20 protein-coding genes are annotated in these 22,244 nt (G+C 60.0%); 5 read left to right on the top strand and 15 right to left on the bottom strand.

Annotation, left to right across the window (positions count from 1 at the left end; translation table 11 throughout):
* Positions 1-109 precede the first annotated feature (109 nt).
* The 3 genes from AC0Z5Z_RS09445 to AC0Z5Z_RS09455 form a co-directional block, all read right to left on the bottom strand.
* Positions 110-1,216 (bottom strand): NADH:flavin oxidoreductase/NADH oxidase, encoded by a 1,107-nt coding sequence (locus tag AC0Z5Z_RS09445; protein WP_039759093.1) that lies wholly within the window; start codon positions 1,214-1,216, stop codon positions 110-112.
* Between the two features lie 255 nt (positions 1,217-1,471).
* Complete coding sequence (gene recJ / locus AC0Z5Z_RS09450) at positions 1,472-3,181, bottom strand: single-stranded-DNA-specific exonuclease RecJ (protein ID WP_016771527.1); 1,710 nt, start codon at positions 3,179-3,181, stop codon at positions 1,472-1,474.
* Positions 3,182-3,235: 54 nt separating this feature from the next.
* On the bottom strand, positions 3,236-3,778 hold the full coding sequence (locus AC0Z5Z_RS09455; protein WP_007908961.1) for a YaeQ family protein: 543 nt from the start codon (positions 3,776-3,778) through the stop codon (positions 3,236-3,238).
* A 146-nt stretch (positions 3,779-3,924) separates the two neighbouring features.
* Between AC0Z5Z_RS09455 and AC0Z5Z_RS09460 the strand changes: the two genes are divergently transcribed.
* A complete protein-coding gene (locus AC0Z5Z_RS09460; RefSeq protein ID WP_056783129.1) occupies positions 3,925-5,124 on the top strand; it encodes a CaiB/BaiF CoA transferase family protein in 1,200 nt (399 codons plus the stop codon).
* A gap of 220 nt (positions 5,125-5,344) precedes the next feature.
* Here the strand turns inward: AC0Z5Z_RS09460 and AC0Z5Z_RS09465 are convergent, their stop codons facing one another.
* From AC0Z5Z_RS09465 to xerD, 7 genes are all read right to left on the bottom strand, one after another.
* Positions 5,345-5,626, bottom strand: a complete 282-nt coding sequence (locus AC0Z5Z_RS09465; protein WP_016771530.1) for a DUF3509 domain-containing protein — start codon at positions 5,624-5,626, stop codon at positions 5,345-5,347.
* Positions 5,627-5,788: 162 nt separating this feature from the next.
* Positions 5,789-6,196 carry a response regulator gene (locus tag AC0Z5Z_RS09470; RefSeq protein WP_041478191.1) on the bottom strand — a complete coding sequence of 136 codons (408 nt, stop codon included), beginning with the start codon at positions 6,194-6,196 and terminating at the stop codon, positions 5,789-5,791.
* A 117-nt stretch (positions 6,197-6,313) separates the two neighbouring features.
* Positions 6,314-7,687, bottom strand: coding sequence for a transporter substrate-binding domain-containing protein (locus AC0Z5Z_RS09475; RefSeq protein WP_485610985.1), 1,374 nt, complete (start codon positions 7,685-7,687; stop codon positions 6,314-6,316).
* A gap of 120 nt (positions 7,688-7,807) precedes the next feature.
* A complete protein-coding gene (gene thrC / locus AC0Z5Z_RS09480) occupies positions 7,808-9,217 on the bottom strand; it encodes a threonine synthase (RefSeq protein ID WP_024011723.1) in 1,410 nt (469 codons plus the stop codon).
* A gap of 106 nt (positions 9,218-9,323) precedes the next feature.
* Positions 9,324-10,628 (bottom strand): homoserine dehydrogenase, encoded by a 1,305-nt coding sequence (locus tag AC0Z5Z_RS09485; RefSeq protein ID WP_024011722.1) that lies wholly within the window; start codon positions 10,626-10,628, stop codon positions 9,324-9,326.
* A gap of 131 nt (positions 10,629-10,759) precedes the next feature.
* Positions 10,760-11,491, bottom strand: coding sequence for a bifunctional protein-disulfide isomerase/oxidoreductase DsbC (gene dsbC, locus AC0Z5Z_RS09490; protein ID WP_041478193.1), 732 nt, complete (start codon positions 11,489-11,491; stop codon positions 10,760-10,762).
* Positions 11,492-11,857: 366 nt separating this feature from the next.
* Positions 11,858-12,754, bottom strand: a complete 897-nt coding sequence (gene xerD / locus AC0Z5Z_RS09495) for a site-specific tyrosine recombinase XerD (protein ID WP_016771535.1) — start codon at positions 12,752-12,754, stop codon at positions 11,858-11,860.
* A gap of 108 nt (positions 12,755-12,862) precedes the next feature.
* Here xerD and AC0Z5Z_RS09500 point away from each other — a divergent pair, with 108 nt between their 5' ends.
* A complete protein-coding gene (locus tag AC0Z5Z_RS09500; protein ID WP_485610986.1) occupies positions 12,863-14,752 on the top strand; it encodes a cation:proton antiporter in 1,890 nt (629 codons plus the stop codon).
* A 29-nt stretch (positions 14,753-14,781) separates the two neighbouring features.
* Here the strand turns inward: AC0Z5Z_RS09500 and rplS are convergent, their stop codons facing one another.
* The 5 genes from rplS to ffh form a co-directional block, all read right to left on the bottom strand.
* A complete protein-coding gene (gene rplS, locus AC0Z5Z_RS09505; RefSeq protein ID WP_041478196.1) occupies positions 14,782-15,132 on the bottom strand; it encodes a 50S ribosomal protein L19 in 351 nt (116 codons plus the stop codon).
* Between the two features lie 45 nt (positions 15,133-15,177).
* Entirely contained in the window at positions 15,178-15,930 is a 753-nt protein-coding gene (gene trmD, locus AC0Z5Z_RS09510) for a tRNA (guanosine(37)-N1)-methyltransferase TrmD (RefSeq protein WP_485610987.1), read from the bottom strand.
* A gap of 2 nt (positions 15,931-15,932) precedes the next feature.
* A complete protein-coding gene (gene rimM / locus AC0Z5Z_RS09515; protein WP_016771538.1) occupies positions 15,933-16,469 on the bottom strand; it encodes a ribosome maturation factor RimM in 537 nt (178 codons plus the stop codon).
* 5 nt (positions 16,470-16,474) lie between these two features.
* The gene (gene rpsP / locus AC0Z5Z_RS09520) at positions 16,475-16,726 is read right to left on the bottom strand and encodes a 30S ribosomal protein S16 (protein WP_003185073.1); all 252 of its coding nucleotides are present in this window, start codon (positions 16,724-16,726) and stop codon (positions 16,475-16,477) included.
* Between the two features lie 249 nt (positions 16,727-16,975).
* Positions 16,976-18,352: a signal recognition particle protein gene (gene ffh, locus AC0Z5Z_RS09525; RefSeq protein WP_007967791.1), complete on the bottom strand. Its 1,377-nt coding sequence runs from the start codon at positions 18,350-18,352 to the stop codon at positions 16,976-16,978.
* Between the two features lie 210 nt (positions 18,353-18,562).
* Between ffh and AC0Z5Z_RS09530 the strand changes: the two genes are divergently transcribed.
* The 3 genes from AC0Z5Z_RS09530 (at position 18,563) to AC0Z5Z_RS09540 (ending at position 22,213) form a co-directional block, all read left to right on the top strand.
* Positions 18,563-19,375 (top strand): cytochrome C assembly family protein, encoded by an 813-nt coding sequence (locus AC0Z5Z_RS09530; protein WP_016771539.1) that lies wholly within the window; start codon positions 18,563-18,565, stop codon positions 19,373-19,375.
* Between the two features lie 12 nt (positions 19,376-19,387).
* Positions 19,388-20,629 (top strand): CNNM domain-containing protein, encoded by a 1,242-nt coding sequence (locus tag AC0Z5Z_RS09535; RefSeq protein ID WP_236168094.1) that lies wholly within the window; start codon positions 19,388-19,390, stop codon positions 20,627-20,629.
* A gap of 267 nt (positions 20,630-20,896) precedes the next feature.
* Positions 20,897-22,213 (top strand): MFS transporter, encoded by a 1,317-nt coding sequence (locus AC0Z5Z_RS09540; RefSeq protein WP_041478199.1) that lies wholly within the window; start codon positions 20,897-20,899, stop codon positions 22,211-22,213.
* The last annotated feature ends 31 nt before the right edge of the window (positions 22,214-22,244 follow it).

Genomic DNA, 22,244 nt, shown 5'->3' on the forward strand with positions numbered 1-22,244 from the left:
TGTGGGAGCGAGCCTGCTCGCGAAGAGGCCCGCCTGACAACGCAAAATTGTGCCGAATAGAAAAGCCCCGACCCTCACCGGCTCGGGGCTTTTGCTTTCCAGCCTTCAATCAATCGCGCAAATCCGACTCATGAATCGGCTGGTCGCGATGGGTCGCGCGCTGATACTGCGCCGGCCACACTGCTTTGCGCCCGCCCAGATCATCGTCGGCATGCAGCGGCCAGTACGGATCGCGCAGCAGTTCGCGCGCGAGGAAAATGATATCGGCCTGACAGGTACGCAGAATGTGCTCGGCCTGGGCCGGCTCGGTGATCATTCCGACAGTACCGGTGGCGATGCCTGACTCTTTGCGTACACGCTCGGCGAAGCGCGTCTGATATCCGGGTCCAACCGGGATTTCCGCGTTTGCAGCAGTCCCTCCTGAAGACACGTCAATGAGATCGGCGCCCAGCGTATGAAGGCGACGCGCAAGCTCGACGGTCTCATCCGGATTCCAGCCATCTTCGACCCAATCGGTCGCCGAGACGCGGACAAACACCGGCAACTCCTCCGGCCATACCGCCCTCACCGCTTCAGTGACTTGCAGCACCAGACGGATACGATTCTCGAACGAACCACCGTACTGATCGCGGCGTTGATTGCTCAGCGGCGAGAGAAACTGATGCAGCAGATAGCCATGCGCGGCATGCACCTCGACCACGCTGAACCCCGCCGTCAGCGCGCGTTTGGCCGCGTCGACAAAGGCCTGAATCACCTCGGCGATCTGCCCTTCATCGAGCTGTTTCGGCTGGGTGTGCTGCGGATCGAAAGCAATCGGCGATGGCCCGACCGGGGTCCAGCCGCCGTCCTCGGGCTTGACACTGCCATGCTTGCCGATCCACGGCCGGTGGGTGCTGGCCTTGCGCCCGGCGTGGGCCAGTTGAATACCGGCGACCGCGCCCTGGGCGGTGATGAAGCGAGTGATGCGTTGCAGCGGTTCGATCTGTTCGTCGTTCCACAGGCCAAGGTCTTCGGCGGTGATGCGTCCGTCGGCGGTAACCGCCGTGGCTTCGGTAAAAACCAGACCGGCACCGCCCACCGCGCGGCTACCCAGGTGCACCAGGTGCCAGTCGTTGGCCAGGCCGTCGACGCTGGAGTACTGGCACATCGGCGACACGGCGATGCGGTTGGGCAGGGTCAGTTGGCGAAGAGTAAAGGGTTCAAGCAGCAGACTCATGGGGCACCTCTCGAATCAGTGGGCAGGCTCCAGGGTTCTGTTTGAAAAGTCGACGAGTGACAGAAAAAGGGTGCAGCACCCGCCCCCGCGGGCAAAAATTCGACAAGACGTCACAAGGCCAATCAAGCAGTGCTTAGAGCCTAGTCGACAACGGGGGATCTTGGGGGGTTCCAGAAAAGATCGCAGCCTTCGGCAGCTCCAACAGAGGAATGCGATCCCCTGTAGGAGCTGCCGAAGGCCGCGATCTTTTGATCTTCAGCGCGGTTCGATATGAGCAATCATCAGCTGCACAGTCTCGTTGCCACGAAACTCGTTAACGTCGAGCTTGTAAGCCAGTTCAACCCATTGAATCGTCGGGTTCGGCCACACATCGCGATCAATGCCAAACGCGATGCCATCGAGCTTCACCGAACCGCATTCGCTTTTCAGCACCACTTTCAAATGCCGTTCGCCGACCACGCGCTGCTCGACCAGTTGAAACACACCGTGAAACAGCGGCTCGGGAAAATGCTGCCCCCACGGCCCGGCGTGGCGCAAGGCGCGAGCCAGTTCGAGATGAAACTCTTCAACGGCCAGCGTGCCATCTGAAAGCATCCGCCCAGTGAGGTCTTCTTCGCGAAGTTGCCTACGCACTTCAGCGTCGAAAGCCTCGGCGAACAGCGGAAAATTCTCCTGCGGCAAGGTCAGACCAGCGGCCATCGCGTGGCCACCATATTTGGCGATCAGGTTCGGATGCTGCGCCGCGACCACACTCAGCGCATCGCGAATATGGAAGCCCTGCACCGAGCGACCGGAGCCCTTGAGCAGACCATCACCGGCATCGGCGAAGGCAATGGTCGGGCGGAAATAGCGCTCTTTCATGCGCGAGGCGAGGATGCCGATCACGCCCTGATGCCACTCCGGATCGAACAGGCACAGACCAAACGGCATCGACTCGACCGGCAGATCCTTGAGCTGCGCCAGCGCTTCACGCTGCATGCCCTGCTCGATGGATTTGCGATCCTGGTTCATGCCGTCCAGTTGCGCAGCCATTTCCCGCGCCAGATTGGCGTCGGCCGTGAGCAGGCATTCGATGCCCAGGCTCATGTCGTCCAGACGTCCGGCGGCGTTCAGGCGCGGGCCGACGATGAAACCCAGGTCGGTGGAAGTGATCCGCGCAGCCTCTCGCTTGGCGACTTCGAGAATCGCCTTGATCCCCGGCCGTGCCCGGCCGGCGCGAATCCGCTCCAGCCCTTGATGCACAAGAATGCGGTTGTTGGCATCCAGCGGCACCACGTCGGCGACGCTGCCCAGCGCCACCAGATCGAGCAGTTCGCCGATGTTCGGTTGTGGCTTGCTCTCGTACCAGCCGAGGCTGCGCAGACGCGCGCGCAACGCCATGAGTACGTAAAAGATCACCCCGACGCCGGCCAGCGCTTTGCTCGGAAATTCGCAGCCCGGCTGATTCGGATTGACCAGCGCATCAGCCTGCGGCAGTTCATCGCCGGGCAAGTGGTGGTCGGTGATCAACACCTTCAGTCCGGCGCGCTTGGCCGCCGCGACGCCTTCGACACTGGAAATACCATTGTCGACGGTGATCAATAATTGCGGTTCACGGGTCAGCGCGACTTCGACGATTTCCGGCGTCAGGCCGTAGCCGTATTCGAAGCGGTTCGGCACCAGGTAATCGACATGCGCCGCGCCCAACAGGCGCAGACCGAGGACACCGACAGTGCTGGCGGTGGCGCCGTCCGCGTCGAAGTCGCCGACGATCAGAATGCGCTGGCGTTGCTCCAATGCCGTCACCAGCAGGTCAACCGCCGCATCGATGCCTTTGAGCTGCTGGAACGGGATCAAGCGCGCCAGACTCTTGTCCAGCTCCGCCTCCGACTGCACGCCCCGCGCCGCGTACAGGCGGGTCAGCAGTGGCGGCAGATCACCGAGGAAAGGCAGCGTGGCAGGCAATTGACGAGGTTCGATACGCATGGGGCGACGGAGGCTTCTCTTTGATTCGTGGGAAATATCAGCGGTGTCGCGACCTCAGCCGCGCTCACCTTGCAGCCATTGCAACTGGACTTCGTGCTGACCGCGATCGTCGGTGACGAAGATCGTGCCTTCGCTGATCATCACGTCCCACTTGATGACGCGCGGCATGTCCTTGGCCAGGGTCTCCAGCACTTCTTGCGGGACGGCGGCGATGTTGACGTTTTTCAGGTTCTTGATCGCCGGGATCACCTTGGTTTCCCACACACGCAGGCTGCCGTAGGCCAGCAGGCTGGTGCGTTCGGTGCGGCGCGAGCACCAGGTCAGGCGATCGGCATCCGGCTGGCCGACTTCGATCCAGTGCAGGACACGGTCGTCCAGGCTCTTTTCCCACAAGGCCGGTTCATCCACGTCTGACAGACCACGGCCGAACGACAGCTGCTCGTTGTACCAGAGCGCGTAGGCCAGCAGCCGCACAGTCATGCGTTCTTCGGTCTCCGAAGGATGACGGGCGATAGTCTGCTTGACGCTTTCGTAGACGCTGCGGTCGAGGTCGGTGAGGTTCAGTTCGAATTTGTAGGTAGTGGACGGCTGGGCCATGAACGGGCTTCTTGATACGAGGAAAGTCGGCAAGTCTAACCGATGCCACAGGCAATCATCGAATTGATGGCAATCAAGCTGCGGCGTCTGACAGTCGGCTATGTTAAAACCCTGTATCCGCTCAGCCTTGTCCTACAGGATTTCGCATGCCGTTCACCAGCAAACCGCTCTCGGGTCTGAAAGTCATTGAATTGGGTACGTTGATTGCCGGGCCGTTTGCCTCGCGCATTTGCGGCGAATTCGGCGCCGAAGTGATCAAGATCGAATCGCCTGACGGCGGCGATCCCCTGCGCAAATGGCGCAAGTTGTACGAAGGCACCTCGTTGTGGTGGTTTGTCCAGGCGCGCAACAAGAAGTCGCTGACCCTCAATCTGAAACACCCCGACGGCTTGGCGGTCCTGAAACAACTGCTGGGCGAAGCTGACATCCTCATCGAGAATTTCCGCCCCGGCGTACTGGAAAAACTCGGTCTGAGCTGGGAAACCCTGCACGCACTGAACCCGAAACTGGTGCTGGTGCGCCTGTCCGGTTTCGGTCAGACCGGGCCGATGAAGGACCAGCCAGGTTTCGGTGCGGTCGGCGAATCCATGGGTGGCCTGCGGTACATCACCGGTTTCGAAGATCGGCCACCGGTGCGTACCGGCATTTCCATCGGTGATTCGATTGCCGCGCTGTGGGGCGTGATCGGTGCGTTGATGGCGCTGCGTCATCGCGAGGTCAATGGCGGACTGGGCCAAGTGGTCGACGTTGCGCTGTACGAAGCCATCTTCGCGATGATGGAAAGCATGGTGCCGGAGTTCGACGTGTTCGGTTTCATCCGCGAGCGCAGCGGCAACATCATGCCGGGCATCACGCCCTCTTCGATCCACACCAGCGCCGACGGCAAGCATGTGCAGATCGGCGCCAATGGTGATGCGATCTTCAAACGCTTCATGCTCGTGATTGGCCGCGCAGATCTTGCCAACGACCCGGTGCTGGCCAGTAACGACGGGCGTGACAGTCGCCGGGACGAGTTGTATGGCGTGATTGATCGCTGGGTCAATTCCTTACCGCTGCAGACCGTTCTCGACTTGCTCAATCAGGCCGACGTACCGGTCAGCCGGATCTTCAGCGCCGAGGACATGTTCAACGATCCGCAATACCTGGCGCGGGAGATGTTCCTGCATGCCAAGCTGCCGGACGGCAAGGATTTCAAGATGCCCGGCATCGTGCCGAAGCTGTCGGAAACGCCGGGCTCGTCCGAATGGGTCGGACCGCAGCTTGGCGAACACAATGCGCAGGTGCTTGGCGATCTGGGCTACGACGCGGCGCAAATCGCTCGGCTGCGCGAAGACGGGGCCATTTGAGCAACGCTGGAGGTTTGGTTTTCGAGCAAAAAGCTGTGCACAGGGCAAACGCCGGGCAAAAGAAACCCCGAGAAGTGGGGAGACGACTCGGGGTTAAACGGGGTCTGCTTCGAGACCCGTAGCAGCAAGCGACAAGCACCGGAGCACAATGCTTGATCCTGCTGTTATGGGGTCTGACTGACAGGGATGCAGGAAGGTTCCCACAAAAAATATTTCATCTTTACAGGGCCGGACGCTTGTCCAGAGCTGCATTGCGCAACGCCGCAATGACGCAGGGTTCCAGCCGCCCTTCGGCGATCATCACGTCACGGTGCAGGCCGTCCACCACGTCGGTCAGCAAGCGCTTGTCGCTCAACTGGGCCTGATTGAATTCGCGTTCCACCACAATGGCGCCGCTGCTGTTCTTCAGCGTCACCAGACATTCACCATGGCTGCCGCGAGGGGTCAGCGTCACCTGATACGGGCTCAGAGCCTCACCGAGCAATAGACTGATACTTTCCATCTCGATCTCCACTCAATAGTCCGAAAACACAGTGCCTGGGGCGTGTTCACATTAAATGACCACCGGCCCGAGAAGAAAGTTCTGCCTGTCACGTTCCGACCTTGCAGGACCGTGTCTGACAGAGCATGCATGGCGAAGATGACAGAAAAATATTCGCCGGTATCAGGCCTCGATGAGTGCCTGCGCAGTGATCAGATAACTGTCCAGCAGACCTCGCATCAACACCGCCGAAACCGGTGTCTGCAGACGCCCCAGCAGGCGCAGGCGTTGTTGACGAAGCACCGGCTCCAGATCACTCAACAAACTCTGCGCGACCGAGCCCAGCAGAATCAGGGCACGCGCCTCATGGTGCGCCGCCAGGTGATGAATCAATGCCAACCCATCGCCACCTTTGAGCTGCGGATCGCAAATGGCGATATCGACCGCACCGCGATGCCCCAGTGAAGACAAGGCTGACGCCAGCGAAGGCGCGGTCAATACGTCGTAGATGCCGATGGCATTGAGCATTTGATGCAATGCCATCAGCTGGAACGGGTTGGGTTCAAGAATCAGGACTTTAAGCGAGCGCATGGGCGACCTCTGGAGCGATCATCGCGGACTCTCACCGCAGGTGTCGTTCACTCTAGGGCAGGCGTCTTAAGCCTCCCATCAGAAAAGTAGCCGCGTCTTGCAGGACATTTCCCTTCTTTACTGCAGACAGCGGCACCCGCTCTCGGTCCGACGCTGGGTGATGTCGGTCCAGCCGCCCAACAAGCCGCGCAATTTGCCGTCGCCGCTGTAAAACGGCACGGTCCACTGATAAACCTCGCGAGGCCCGCCCTTGAACAGCAGTTGGCGTTTGCTGAAGCGCGACTTGCGGGTTTGCAACTGGGCGATGAATTCGTCGTGGAGCATCCGCGCGGTGGTTTCCGGAAACGCATCGACTTCGATCAGCAAGCGTCCCTGCATCTGGTCCTGGCGCACCGACAGCGCCTCTTCGTAACTGCGATTGCAGATGATCAAACGCCCGTGCAGATCACGGACAAACACCGGATCCGGCATCGAATCGATCAGAGCGTGCTGAAAGGCCAGTTGATCGCCCAACTCCTTTTCCGCCGCGCAGCGCAGCTTGATCACGGCCGCCAGGCGCCGGTTCCACACCAGCGACAGCATTCCGAAAACGCCGATTCCCCCCATCGCCCAGCATGCCCACTCGACCAGGCGCTTCCACACGGAGGGCACGGGCGGCGGCGAAACGCCTGCCAGCCACTTGAGACGAATCGCCCGCAACTCCGCAGCAGGGAAAGCTTCCAGCGCCTTGTTAAGAATACTCAGTAGTTGCGGCATGCCTTTTCGTACAGCCAGATGATCGGCTTCCCACTTGCCCTCTACCAGAGCACCGACCTTGAGCATGCCCAACGGATAGAGCTGCGCGCCGATTTCGTTTTCGATGGTTGCGTAGGCTTCACCGCTCTCGACCAGCGCCCGCGCTTCGGCGTAGGTTTTCACCGAGCGTATTTCAATCGACGGATAATCGCGCCGAATCGCATCCTCCAGGGCATGACGGGCGGGCAGCACCAGAACGCGCTTCGCCATTTGCTCGAAAGACTCCACCCTCGGGGCATTGGCATGTCCGACAAACACCCAGCCAGCCCCTCCGAAAGCATGACTGAAATCGAGAAAGGCCTTGCGTTCATCGCTCATGGCCAACGTCGTACTGATGTCCGCGACCCCGCTTTGCAGGCGATCGAGCATATGGTCGGTCGAGAACGATTCCTGGTGCTCGAATTGCAGTCCGGTCATAGCGCTGACCCGCTTGAGCACATCGTTGTTCAGACCGCTCCACTGGCCGTGTTCGTCCTGAAACAGGTACAGCGGATATTGCACCGATGCCACCGTTACTCTGGGGTTGTCACGGATCCATTGCCGCTCGTGCGCATCCAGCTCGACAGCCGGCACATTGCCCGACGCATTGGCCTGATCGAGTGCCATCTGCGCTGCCACGCCGCTGTGCATCCATCCCAGCACCGCCAACAAAAACAACCAGCCCAGTGCCGGTTTCAAACCTCTGTAAAACAGCATTGCCATTTCCTTCGTGATCGACTCACCCGTCCTTCGTGGGTGAAAACCCGAGCAGTGTGGCAGCAGAAACAAAAAAGCCCGTCAGGAGACGGGCTTCAAAATGTGACAGCTTTTACTGGCTTAGAGTGGCTTGCCGCGGTTGCCATGCTGGCTGACAAAGGCTTGCACGGCTTTCAGGTCGTTTGGCAGAACCGTGCAACGCTCGTTTCGCTCAAACAAATCAGAAAGATGTGCAGGTAGTTCGAGCGCTTTTCCTACACCCGCTTTCTCCACTGCCTCAGGAAACTTGACCGGATGGGCAGTGCCCAGGATCACCATCGGGATATCCAGACTGCGACGGCATTCGCGCGCAGCTTTCACACCGATGGCAGTGTGCGGGTCGAGGACTTCACCGGTTTGCTCGTAGACGTCGGCGATGGTTTCGCAGGTCTGCGCATCGTCCACCGCCAGCGAATCGAACAGCTTGCGTGCTTCGGTCCAGCGTTCTTGTTCGACGCTGAAACTGCCGTCCTTTTTGAACGAGTCCATCAGGCCGGCAATCGCCGCACCGTTACGCCCGTGCAGGTCGAACAGCAGGCGCTCGAAGTTCGACGACACCATGATGTCCATCGACGGCGACAGCGTTGCGTGCAGGGTTTCCTTGACGTACTGGTTGCCGCTCATGAAGCGGTGCAGGATGTCGTTGCGGTTGGTTGCCACGATCAACTGATTGATCGGCAGGCCCATGTTGCGCGCCAGGTAGCCGGCGAAGATGTCGCCGAAGTTGCCGGTCGGTACCGAGAACGACACCGAACGCGCCGGACCGCCCAACTGCAGGGACGCATGGAAGTAGTAAACGATCTGGGCCATGATCCGCGCCCAGTTGATCGAGTTCACCGCCACCAGACGCGTGCCTTTGAGGAAGCTCTGGTCGGCGAAGCTGTTCTTGACCATTTCCTGGCAGTCATCGAAGTTGCCTTCGATGGCGATGTTGTGGATGTTCTCGCCGAAGATCGTCGTCATCTGCCGACGCTGCACTTCCGATACACGCTGGTGCGGGTGCAGGATGAAGATGTCGACGTTTTCGCAGTGCTTGCAGCCTTCGATGGCCGCAGAACCGGTATCACCAGAGGTGGCACCGACAATCACCACGCGCTCGCCGCGCTTTTCCAGCACGTAATCGAGCAGACGACCGAGCAGTTGCAGGGCGAAGTCCTTGAACGCCAGGGTCGGGCCATGGAACAGCTCCAGCACCCATTCATTACCGTTCAGCTGACGCAATGGCGCCACGGCGCTGTGCGCGAACACGCCGTAGGTTTCTTCGAGGATCTTCTTGAAATCGGCATCCGGGATGCTGCCGGTGACAAACGGGCGCATCACCCGGAAGGCCAGTTCGTGATAAGGCAGGCCAGCCCAGGAAGCGATCTCTTCCTGAGTAAAACGTGGCAGGTTTTCCGGGACGTACAGACCGCCATCGGTCGCCAGACCGGCCAGCAGGACCTCTTCGAAATTCAGGGCCGGGGCCTGGCCGCGAGTACTGATATATCGCATTTTTTTCAAACCTTCGGTTTGAGCTGCAAGCTGCAAGCTGCAAGTCGCAAGTAAAAGCCAGACTGCTTCTCTCTTGCCGCTTGCAGCTCGAAGCTTGCCGCTGCTTTTAGTTCAAATGTTCGACACGGATCCGTACAACCGGGCCGTCGACGCCAGCCAGTGCTTCCAGCGCGGTGATCGCATCATTGATGCGTTGCTCGACCACGCGGTGGGTCAGCAGGATCATCGGCACCAGGCCGTCATGCTCTTCGACTTCCTTCTGCATGATCGATTCGATATTGATGCCGCGCTCCGACAGGATGCTCGCCACCTGAGCCAGTACGCCCGGATGATCCTTGGCGTGGATTCGCAGGTAGTAAGCGCTTTCGCAGGCTTCGATCGGCAGGATCGGATGCGCCGACAGCGAGTCCGGCTGGAAGGCCAGGTGCGGCACACGGTTTTCCGGGTCGGAAGTCATCGCGCGAACCACGTCGACCAGATCGGCGATCACCGACGAAGCGGTCGGCTCCATGCCAGCGCCGGCGCCATAGAACAGCGTCGAACCGGCGGCGTCGCCGTTGACCATAACTGCGTTCATCACGCCGTTGACGTTGGCGATCAGGCGATCGGCCGGAATCAGCGTCGGGTGCACGCGCAATTCGATGCCGGCGTCAGTGCTGCGCGCCACACCCAAGTGCTTGATGCGATAGCCCAGCGCTTCGGCGTAGTTGACGTCGGCAGTGGTCAGTTTGGTGATGCCTTCGGTGTACGCCTTGTCGAATTGCAGCGGAATACCGAAGGCGATAGACGCCAGAATGGTCAGCTTGTGCGCGGCATCGATGCCTTCGACGTCGAAGGTCGGATCGGCTTCGGCGTAACCCAGCGCTTGCGCTTCGGCGAGCACGTCTTCGAACGTACGACCTTTTTCGCGCATTTCGGTGAGGATGAAGTTGCCGGTGCCGTTGATGATCCCGGCAACCCAGTTGATGCGGTTGGCGGACAGGCCTTCGCGGATCGCCTTGATCACCGGAATGCCACCGGCCACGGCCGCTTCGAATGCCACGATCACGCCTTTCTCGCGTGCCTTGGCGAAAATTTCATTACCGTGAACGGCTATCAGCGCCTTGTTCGCGGTGACCACATGCTTGCCATTCTCGATGGCCTTGAGTACCAGCTCGCGGGCAACGGTGTAGCCGCCCATCAGCTCTATGACGATGTCGATCTCAGGGTTCGTGGCCACTTCGAAGACATCGTTGGTAATCGCAATACCGGTCGTCTGGAACTGAGGCTTTGGCGTGCGCGTGGCAATTTGCGCCACTTCGATTCCACGCCCGGCACGACGAGCAATTTCCTCGGCGTTGCGCTGAAGTACGTTGAAGGTACCGCCACCGACGGTCCCTAACCCACAGATGCCTACTTTGACCGGATTCACTGTGAACTCCCCATGAAACGGCCGACACAGGGTCGGCCGGAAAACAACCGCGTGCTCGCGGCTCTCTGTTGATGGCCCGGCGCTGCTGCTGCCGGACCACGATCGTCAACGGTTACCCGTGACGATGCGAATTACTTCGCGCCCAGCGCCAGTTTGGCGACTTGTGGCGCCGGCTGGTAGCCCGGAATGACCTGGCCGTCGGCCAAAACGATGGCCGGTGTACCGTTCACGCCGATCGACTGACCGAGCGCGAACTGTTTGGAAACCGGGTTATCGCACTTGGCGGCTTTGATTTCCTTGCCATCGACCATTTTGTCCATGGCGGCTTTCTTGTCTTTCGAACACCACACTGCTTGCAGCTGCTCGTCACCCGGCGAATTCAGGCCCTGGCGCGGGAACGCCACGTAGCGCACTTCGATGCCGCGCTTGTTCAGCTCGGGCACTTCGGCATGCAGTTTGTGGCAGTACGGACAGGTGGTGTCGGTGAACACGGTGATGTGCGATTTGGTCTCGCCCACGGCCGGGTAGACCACGGTTTCGGCCACCGGGATGGCATTGATCAGTTTGGAAATGCCCAGGCGTTCGGTCTTCTCGGTCAGGTTGACCGGTTTGCCATTCGCGAGCTGGTACAGGTTGCCCTGCACGATGTACTGGCCATCGGCACTGGCGTACAGCACGCGGCTGCCTTTGAGTTTGACTTCGTACATGCCAGGCAACGGGCTGGCATTGATGCTTTCGACCGGAACCTCGAGTTCGAGTTTTTCCAGGCTTTGACGAATGGCTTTGTCGGCCGCGTCGTCGGCGACGGCAAAGGTGCTCACCAGCGCAATAGCGGCGGCGGCGAAAATCTGGGTCAGACGCATGAGTACTCCTGAGGGCGGGCCAATGAAACGATCAGAACGCCCGTGCGAAACACCGGGTCATAACCGTCCATCGTGCAAACCGGCAAAGCCTAACACATAAGGCCGCGAGGGCCGAATGCGCCTGTCGCCACACACTCATGTGCAACTGACACACCTTCATGCTTGTACAACTGACCCACAACCACATGTGGCTGACGCACATCATTGTGGCGAGGGGATTCATCCCCGCCGGGTTGCGAAGCAGCCCTAAACCATCCACCGCGATCTTTCAGTCAAAATCGAGCCAGCCGGGTTTGCGACTGCTGCGCAGCCGAACGGGGATAAATCCCCTCGCCACAGGTCAGTATTTCAACATTATGGGATGTGTCAGCCGCGTGGGTGGTGTTTGGCGTGAAGATCCTGCAATCGGGCGCGGGCGACATGGGTATAGATCTGCGTCGTAGAGAGGTCGCTGTGCCCGAGCAGCATCTGCACCACGCGCAAGTCCGCGCCATGGTTGAGCAGGTGCGTGGCAAATGCGTGGCGCAAGGTATGCGGCGACAGCGACTTGCTGATCCCGGCGACCTTGGCCTGATGCTTGATCCGATGCCAGAACGTCTGCCGGGTCATCTGCTCGCCGCGCTGGCTGGGGAACAGCACATCGCTGGGACGGCCACCGAGCAACTCGCCACGACCATCACGCATATAGCGCTCGACCCAGACAATCGCCTCCTCGCCCATCGGCACCAGACGCTCCTTGCTGCCCTTGCCCATCACCCGCAATACGCCTTGGCGCAGGTTGACCTGCTCCAGTGTCAGGCTGATCAGTTCGGTCACGCGCAGGCCACAGGCATACAGCACTTCCAGCATCGCGCGGTCACGCTGGCCGATGGCGTCACTCAGATCCGGCGCCTTGAGCAGCGCTTCGACATCGGCTTCCGACAGCGATTTGGGCAACGGCCGGCCCAGTTGCGGCATGTCGACGCGCAACGTCGGGTCGACGCTGATCAGCTTTTCCCGCAGCAGATAGCGATAAAAGCCACGCACCCCGGAGAGAAATCTCGCGGTGGAGCGTGGCTTGTAGTTTTGCTCCAGCCGCCACGCCAGGTGATCGAGGATCAATTCGCGACCGGCATTGATCAGCTCGAGATTTTTCTCCTGCAACCAGCCGTTGAACAGCGCGAGGTCGCTGCGATAGGCGTCGCGGGTGTTGTCGGACAGGCCTTTCTCCAGCCATAAAGCGTCGAGGAATTGATCAATCAGCGGATGGTCGATGGCAGGCATGGGTGCTCGGGGCAGGCAGTTTTTAACACTGCGCGCAAATAGACAGTGAACGACGGGAATGGCCGCTAGTCTTTCATAGCCAGCCAGATCAAGGAACAGGGAGCATCAATGAACGAGCAGCAAATTCTCTTGGCATTTGGCGGGATCGGCGCGGCGGCGCTGGGTTGTCAGTGGCTGGCATGGCGCCTGAAACTGCCGGCCATTCTGTTTCTGCTGCTGACCGGCATTCTGGCCGGCCCGCTGCTGGGTTGGCTCGACCCGCAGGAAATGTTCGGCCCGCTACTGATGCCACTGGTGTCGCTGGCAGTGGCGCTGATCCTGTTCGAAGGCAGCCTGACCCTGCACCTGTCGGAATGGAAAGAGATCGGCAGCGTCGTTCATCGACTGGTGACCCTCGGTGCGATTTCGACCTGGATCGTCATCGCGGTGGCCACGCACTTTCTGCTGGGCTTCGACTGGATGCTGGCGATTCTGTTTGGCAGCCTGACGCTGGTAACCGGTCCGACCGTAATCGTGCCGATGCTGCGGGTGGTGCGGCCAAAAGCCTCGATCGCCAACATCCTGCGCTGGGAAGGCATCGTCATCGATCCGATCGGCGCTCTGCTCGCCGTCGTGGTGTACAGCTTTATCATCGCCAGCGCTGAAGGGCATGGCCTCAAGCAAAGTCTTCTCACCTTCGGCGGGGTGATCCTCTGCGGCGCCGTGTTTGGTGTCGTCGGTGGCTGGCTGCTGGGGACGGTGATCCGGCGTCAGTGGCTGCCGGAATACTTGCATAACCTGGCCTCGCTGGCAGCGGTGCTGGCGATCTTCATCGGTGCCAACCAAGTGATGCATGAGTCCGGCCTGCTGGCGGTGACGCTGATGGGCATGTGGCTGGCCAACATGAAAGGCGTGGACGTGCGGCACATCTTGCACTTCAAGGAAAACCTCAGCGTGTTGCTGATTTCCGGACTGTTCATCCTGCTCGCGGCGCGCCTGGACCTGAACGCGTTGATCGGTCTGGGACCGCTGGTGTTGATTCTGCTGCTGGTGATCCAGTTGATCGCTCGCCCATTGAATGTTTTGCTCAGCACCGCCGGTTCCAGTCTCAGCTGGCGTGAACGGGCGTTGCTGTGCTGGATCGCGCCACGCGGGATCGTCGCAGCGGCTGTCTCGGCGATTTTCGCGATTCGCCTGGATGAATCCGGACATGAAGGCGCCCTGCTGCTGGTGCCGCTGACCTTTGCGGTGATCATCGGCACCGTGGTTTTGCAAAGCGCAACGGCGCGACCGCTGGCACGGCTGTTAAAGGTCGCCGAACCGGCGCCGAGCGGTTTTCTGATCGTTGGAGCCAATGGCCCGGCCCGCGCATTGGGCAAGTCGCTGCAGCAACTGGGCAGTCGCGTACTGCTGACCGATTCGAGCTGGGAGAATATCCGCGCGGCACGCATGGAAGGCTTGCCGACTTATTTCGGCAACCCGGCGTCGCAGCATGCTGACGCGCATCTGGACCTGGTGGGGTTGGGGCATTTGCTGGCGCTGTCACCGTCGGGCGAGCTGAACACATTGGCGGCGATGCGCTTTCGTCATGACTTCGGTCATCAGCGCCTGTTCGGTCTGGCCAGCGGCCATGAAATCCGCCGCAGCGATAAACATCGGGCGAGCCTGGAACACCGGGGCAATCAGTTGGGCAGTGAGGCACTGACCTATTCGAAACTGGCCGGCCTGATGGGCCAGGGTGCCGAGCTGTACAGCACAACCTTGACGGATGGGTTTGGCTGGGATGATTACCGGGCGCTGCACGGCAACCGCGCAACGTTGCTGTTCATGCGTGATGACAGCGGCTGGGTGCATGTGGTGACACCGGAAACGGCGTTGAAGCCGGGGGCTGGGTGGACGTTGCTGGCGTTGATTCAACCAGAAGGTTCCAGCGCCTGCTCGCGAAGGCCGCGACTGGGTCACGGACAGACTGAAGATCTTTGCAGCACAAATCCCGGGCAACAAAAAAGCAGCCCGTAGGCTGCTTTTTTCTGCATCGGAAGCTGGGCTTAAGCCAGTTTTTCCTTGATGCGTGCTGCTTTACCCGACAGGTCGCGCAGGTAGTACAGCTTGGCTTTACGTACGTCACCGCGACGTTTAACAGCCATGCTGTCGATCTGCGGGGAGTAGGTCTGGAAAGTACGCTCTACGCCAACACCGTTGGAGATTTTACGAACGGTGAACGCACTGTTCACGCCGCGGTTACGCTTGGCGATTACAACGCCTTCGAACGCTTGCAGACGGGAACGATCGCCTTCCTTCACTTTCACCTGAACGACAATAGTGTCGCCTGGGGCGAAGGTAGGGATTTCTTTGCTCATCTGCTCTGCTTCGAGTGCAAGGATGATTTTGTTGGTCATGCTGTGCTCCTAAGGTAAATCGTTCGATCTACCATCGATACGTTGTTAACTATCGTCCCGCTCGCGGATGTATTCCTCGAGCAGCTTCTTCTCTTCTCCAGAAAGCGAGCGGCTTTCCAGAAGATCGGCGCGTCGTTCATAGGTCCGACCAAGGGACTGCTGTAAACGCCAACGCCGGATATGCGCGTGATTGCCACTCAGCAACACGTCGGGAACACGCTGATCCGCATACACCTCCGGTCGGGTGTAGTGCGGGCAATCCAGCAGACCATCCGTAAAGGAATCTTCCTCAGCGGAATCCGCATGCCCTAAAGCTCCAGGCAGCAGTCGTGTAACCGCATCGATCAGGACCATGGCCGGCAGCTCGCCGCCAGACAGTACATAGTCGCCAATCGACCACTCTTCATCGACATGAGCCTCAATAAAGCGCTCGTCAATGCCTTCGTAGCGGCCGGCAATCAGGATCAATGCATCCGATTGTGCCAGCTCGCGTACCGCCGACTGAGTCAGTTGACGGCCTTGGGGGGACAGGTAAATCACCTTCGCCGCCTCCCCGGCTGCTGCCTTGGCCTGAGCCAGCGCATCTTCCAGGGGCTTGATCTTCATCACCATGCCCGGACCACCGCCAAACGGGCGATCGTCCACAGTGTGATGCCGATCCGTCGTGTATTCTCGCGGATTCCAACAGGTCAGCTGCAAGAGCCCCTGTTTGACCGCACGACTGGTGATGCCGTAATCGCCAATGGCGGAAAACATCTCGGGAAACAAACTGATCACTTCTACGCGCAAGTTAGCCACGTTCAGAAGTCCGCGTCCCAATCCACCTTCATCTCGCCCGCTTCCAGGTCGACGGCCAACACGCATTGCTCCGTATAGGGCAACAGGCGTTCGCGATCATCCAGGCTGCCAGCGCAAGGCTTGACGACCATTACATCATTGGCGCCGGTTTCCAGAAGATGATCGATTTTCCCGAGCAGTTGCCCGAGGGTGTCGATGACCTTCAGACCTTCCAGCTGGTACCAGTAGTACTCGCCTTCGGTCAATTCAGCGAACAGGTTGCGCGGCACGCAGATCTCATAACCGGCCAGAAGACGAGCTTCTTCACGATCATCGAGACCCTTGAGCTTGGCGACCAGGAACTTGTCGCTCCCGCGTCCACTGACCAGCTCGACCTGTTTGACATTGCCTTCGCGCTTGAGCGTCCAGGTTTTGTACTGCAACAGGTTTTCAGTCGGATCAGTAAAGGAATAAACCTTCACTTCGCCGCGAACGCCATGAACAGAATAAATTTTGCCAATAACGATCAAATCATCGGCAGGGGCTGGCGTCGCGTTCATATTGCTCAGGCCGCAGCCTTGGCAGATTCCTTCAACAACTGAGCAACGCGCTCAGAAGGTTGTGCACCAACGCTCAGCCAGTAGGCAACGCGCTCTTGGTTCACGGACAGACGGATTTCCTGACCACGGGCAACAGGGTTGAAGAAACCAACCTGTTCCTTGTGGGAGCCGTCACGCGGGTTACGCGAGTCGGTTACGGTCAGGTGGTAAAACGGGCGCTTTTTGGAGCCGCCAAGGGCAAGACGGATTGTTAGCATGTGAACATCGTTCCTGTAGTCGGTGCTGCAAATCTAAATGCACAGCGGGCATGGGTGCCCGAAAGGCCGCATATTCTAAGGAATATCCGGACTTTTGCAAATGACTTTTTCCGGCGCCCATGGCATGCCGTGCAGATTTGCATAGAGAGCCGTCGATAAAAACGGCCAGTCAGCTCCCGCCGAGTGCGGGTTTGCTGTTGATCCTGCGTCCTTGCAGGGTCTGCGCCGGTGCGACGACCGGCGAAGTCTTTACATTTTCGGCATGCCGCCGCCGGGCAACATACCGCCCATGCCGCGCATCATTTTTGCCATACCGCCCTTGGCGGTGAATTTCTTCATCATCTTCTGCATCTGCTTGTGCTGCTTGATCAAGCGACCGATGTCCTGCACCTGCGTGCCGGAACCCATGGCGATCCGGCGCTTGCGCGAACCGCTGATCAGCTCAGGGTCGCGGCGCTCGGCCGGGGTCATGGAATTGATGATGGCTTCCATCTGCTTGAACTGCTTCTCTGCGGCGTTCTGGGCATTGCCCATCTGCGACAGGTTGACGCCGCCGATGCTCGGCAGTTTGTCCATGAGGCCGCCGAGGCCGCCCATGTTCTTCATCTGTTGCAGCTGATCGCGGAAGTCTTCGAGGTCGAAGCCCTTGCCCTTTTTCAGCTTCTTGGCCAGTTTGTCGGCCTTGTCCTTGTCGAGGGTCGCTTCAGCCTGCTCGATCAGGCTGAGCACGTCGCCCATGCCGAGGATGCGCGAGGCGATACGCTCAGGATGGAACGGATCGAGCGCTTCGCTCTTCTCGCCCATACCGATGAACTTGATCGGCTTGCCGGTGATGGCGCGCACCGACAGCGCGGCACCACCACGGGCGTCGCCGTCGACCTTGGTCAGGATTACGCCGGTCAGCGGCAGCGCATCGCCGAACGCCTTGGCCGTGTTGGCGGCGTCCTGACCGGTCATGGCGTCGACCACGAACAGGGTTTCAACCGGGTTGATCGCGGCGTGCAGCGCCTTGATCTCGCCCATCATCTCTTCGTCGATGTGCAGACGGCCGGCGGTGTCGACGATGACCACGTCGATGAATTTCAGTTTGGCTTCTTTAATAGCCGCATTGGCGATGTCGACCGGCTTCTGGCTCAGGTCGGACGGGAAGAATGTCACGCCAATGTCGTTGGCCAGGGTTTCCAGTTGCTTGATCGCGGCCGGACGGTAAATGTCCGCAGACACGACCATGACCGACTTCTTCTTGCGCTCTTTAAGGAAGCGCGCCAGCTTACCGGCAGTGGTGGTTTTACCCGCGCCCTGCAGACCGGCCATCAGAATCACGGCTGGCGGAACGGCACTCAGGTTGAGGTCTTCGTTGGCCGCGCCCATCAGGCTTTCGAGTTCGGCCTGGACGATCTTCACGAACGCCTGGCCCGGCGTCAGGCTGCGCGACACCTCGGTGCCAACAGCGCGCTCCTTGACCGAATTGACGAAGTCCTTGACCACCGGCAGTGCGACGTCAGCTTCGAGCAACGCCATGCGCACTTCACGCAGGGTGTCTTTGATATTGTCCTCGGTCAGCTTGGCCTTGCCGGTGACATGGCGCAGCGTCTGCGAGAGACGGTCGGTTAAGTTTTCAAACATTGCGCGATCCTTTCAGGCCCTGTACGAACCGGGATAATGGCGGCCCAGACCGGAATCAACATGTGCTCGGCGAGCCTGCGGCGTGGGCAGGTCGCGGATTATAGCGAAGACTGCGGCCGGCGGACACCTCGCTGTCAGCTTGCGGAGTCTTTCGTGCCGTGCCGGTTCTATGCCAAACTCAGCGCCTTTCGGGCTCGCCTAACAGGATTTATGCTCCCCTTGTCACCCAGTTTGCTGACCACCCTCGCCGCCGCCCTGCTCTATGCCGCTGCGACCGTCTATCAAAGTACCCGCCTGGCCACCGGCGCCAAGGCGAACAAGCGCCTGCTGGTCAGCCTCGGCGTATTTGCCGTGCTCGCCCACGGCGCCAGCCTGCTTACTCATCTATTGACCCCGATCGGCCTCGGCCTGGACTTCTTCAGCGCGTCCAGCCTGATTGCCGCTGCGGTGATTGCCCTGACCCTGCTGGCCTGTTCGCGGATCCCGGTGGAAAACCTGCTGGTGCTGCTGTTCCCGCTCGGTGCGATCACGGTATTGCTGGCGCAGTTCGCGCCGACCGGCACAGTGCAGATCATCGACGAAGAGCCGGGCATTCTCGCGCACATTCTATTGTCGATCCTCGCCTACGGCATGTTCACCATCGCCGTGTTCCAGGCGTTGCTGCTGCTGGTTCAGGACCATCAGCTCAAGCACAAGCACCCGTCCGGACTGATCAAGAACTTCCCGCCCCTGCAAACCATGGAAAGCCTGCTGTTCGGCTTTCTCTGGGCCGGCTGGACGCTGCTGTCGCTGTCGCTGATTTCCGGTTGGCTGTTCGTTGAGAATCTGTTCGCCCAGCATCTGGTGCACAAGACCCTGCTGGCCTGTCTGGCATGGATCGTCTTCAGCGTGCTGCTGTGGGGTCGCAACCGACTGGGCTGGCGCGGCCACAAGGCGATTCGCTGGACCCTCGCTGGTTTCTGCCTGCTGATGCTGGCGTACTTCGGCAGCAAACTGGTTCGTGAATACATACTGCACATCTGACGGGCGGCATAAATGGACGGTTTGCCCATAGGGCCGATGCTCGCGGTATTTGTCCTGCTGATCTTATGGTCAGGGCTGTTTACCGCTGTCGAAATCGCGCAGCAGCACCTGCTCGCGCAACGGATCGCCTCGCGCGCCAGCGACAAGCCGCTGGCGAAGCTGAGCTTCCCGCTCGACAGCCTGATCCTCTGCAACACCCTGTGCCGCGCCCTCGCGGTGATCCTCGCGACGCTGCTGGCGATTTTTCTCTGCGAAGAAAATGGCCCGTGGGCGGCCTGCCTGGGCGCCGGTGGCATCCTGCTGGTGTTCGCCGATTATTTCCCGCGCACTTTGGCCCGGCGCTATCCCGACGCCGTGCTGGCGTTCGGCAATGCCCTGCTGGCCGTGCCGATGAAAATCGTCTACCCGTTCGCGTGGCTGTTCAGCCGGGTCAGCGCTTTGCTGCTGACCCCGTTCACGCGCAAGGCTCAGGTGGTGCAACAGAGCGAGGACGAGCTGCCGGCCGATCACGATGATGATCCCGAACATCCGGTCCGCGCCCACCCGGTGTCGGGCATTCATGCGCTGGACAACATCACGGTCAACGACATTCTGGTGCCGCGCAGCGATGTCGATGGCATCAACCTCGACGATTCGATCGAAGGGATCATCGAGCAACTGCGCGAGAACAAGCGCACGCGTCTGCCGGTGTTTCACAGTGACATCAATCAGGTCGAAGCGGTGCTCAACACTCGCCAGATCGGCCATTTGCTGAGCAACGGCGGATTGACCCGCGAGGCGCTGCTGGCCGCCAGCTACGAGCCCTACTTCGTCCCGGAAAGCACGCCGCTGCAATTGCAACTGCTGAACTTCCACAAACAGCAACGCCGTCTCGGCATGGTCGTGGACGAGTACGGTGAAGTGCTGGGCATCGTCACCCTTGAAGACATTCTCGAAGAAATCGTCGGCGAATTCGAAAGCGAGCACAGCCTCGACAATCCGCACATTCATCCCCAGGCCGACGGTCGAATGGTGATCGATGGCGCCGCGTCGATCCGCGACCTGAACAAGTGCCTGGGCTGGCACCTGCCGAGCGACGGGCCGAAGACCCTGAACGGCCTGGTCACCGAAGCGCTGGAAACCATTCCGGAAAGCGCGGTGTGCCTGAAGATCGGGCGTTATCGACTGGAAATCCTCGAGACCGAAGAGAACCGGGTGAGCAAGGTGCTGATCTGGCTGACCTCATCGGTGCCTGCTCTGGTGCCTGCTCGATAGAAGATCAAAAGATCGCAGCCTTCGGCAGCTCCTACCCTGCGATCTTTTGCGCTTGTTTGATCGTTAGCCCCCTTCCTATAATCGAGGCGCTTACCCAAGCGCCGTCGATCCCTGTGCTTACCCGGCACTGCCCGGATCCTGACTGTTTCCGCTGCAAACCGACGACTGTTCCTACTCGAAACAGCGCTCGCGCCCTACCCCACATCCCTGGGTGTTCCACCATAATAATTCGCTCCACTGGAGCTCATGACTGTCAGGGATCACCGCATGACGACCCATACCGCTTACAGCGAAACCGCGCCTGCCCAGCCGACCAATTCCGCCACCCGCGTGGCCACGGCAAGCTTTATCGGCACTGCTATCGAGTTCTACGACTTCTACGTTTACGCCACTGCTGCGGCGCTGGTGATCGGGCCGGTGTTCTTTCCGCAGACCTCCGGCACGGCGCAGATGCTTTCGGCGTTTCTCACTTTCGGCATTGCCTTCCTCGCCCGACCACTGGGTTCGGCACTGTTTGGCCACTTCGGCGACCGTATCGGCCGTAAATCGACGCTGGTCGCCTCGCTGCTGTTGATGGGCGTGTGCACCACCTTGATTGGCGTGCTACCGGGCTACGACAGCATTGGTGCCTGGGCGCCGATTCTGCTGTGCGTGCTGCGTTTCGGTCAGGGCCTGGGCCTTGGCGGCGAATGGGGCGGTGCGGCGCTACTGGCTACGGAGAACGCGCCGAAGGGCAAACGCGCGTGGTTCGGCATGTTCCCGCAGCTCGGGCCATCGATTGGTTTTCTTGCAGCCAACGGCCTGTTCCTGACCCTGGCGATGACGCTGGATGATGAACAGTTCCGCAGCTGGGGCTGGCGCATTCCGTTTCTGCTCAGCGCGGCGCTGGTGATGGTCGGCCTGTATGTGCGCCTCAAATTGCATGAAACGCCAGTGTTCGCCAATGCGATCGCCCGTCAGGAGCGAGTGAAAGTGCCGCTGGTCGAGTTGTTCAGCCAATACTGGGCGCCGACCTTGCTCGGTGCGGCGGCGATGGTGGTGTGCTATGCGCTGTTCTACATTTCGACGGTATTTTCCCTGAGCTACGGCGTGGCCACGCTGGGTTATAGCCGCGAAACGTTCTTGGGCCTGCTGTGCTTTGCCGTGTTGTTCATGGCCGCAGCGACGCCATTATCCGCTTGGGCCAGCGATCGTTACGGGCGCAAACCGGTGCTGATCATCGGTGGTGTGCTGGCGATTCTGTCCGGATTCCTGATGGAACCGTTGCTGACGCAGGGCTCGACCTGGGGCGTGGCGCTGTTTCTGTGCATCGAGTTGTTTTTGATGGGCGTGACATTCGCACCGATGGGCGCGCTGTTGCCTGAGCTGTTTCCGACCCACGTGCGTTATACCGGCGCTTCAGCGGCGTACAACCTGGGCGGCATCGTCGGGGCCTCGGCGGCGCCGTTCTTTGCGCAGAAACTGGTGGCGATGGGCGGGTTGAGCTATGTCGGCGGGTATGTGTCGGCGGCAGCGGTGTTGAGCCTGATCGCGGTGTTGTGTTTGAAGGAGACGCGCAATAACGATCTGAATCAGGTTGCCTGACAGAAGATCAAGAGCTTCGCGAGCAGGCTCG

This window comes from Pseudomonas sp. 1L-E-NC-VB-C3 (assembly GCF_057291535.1).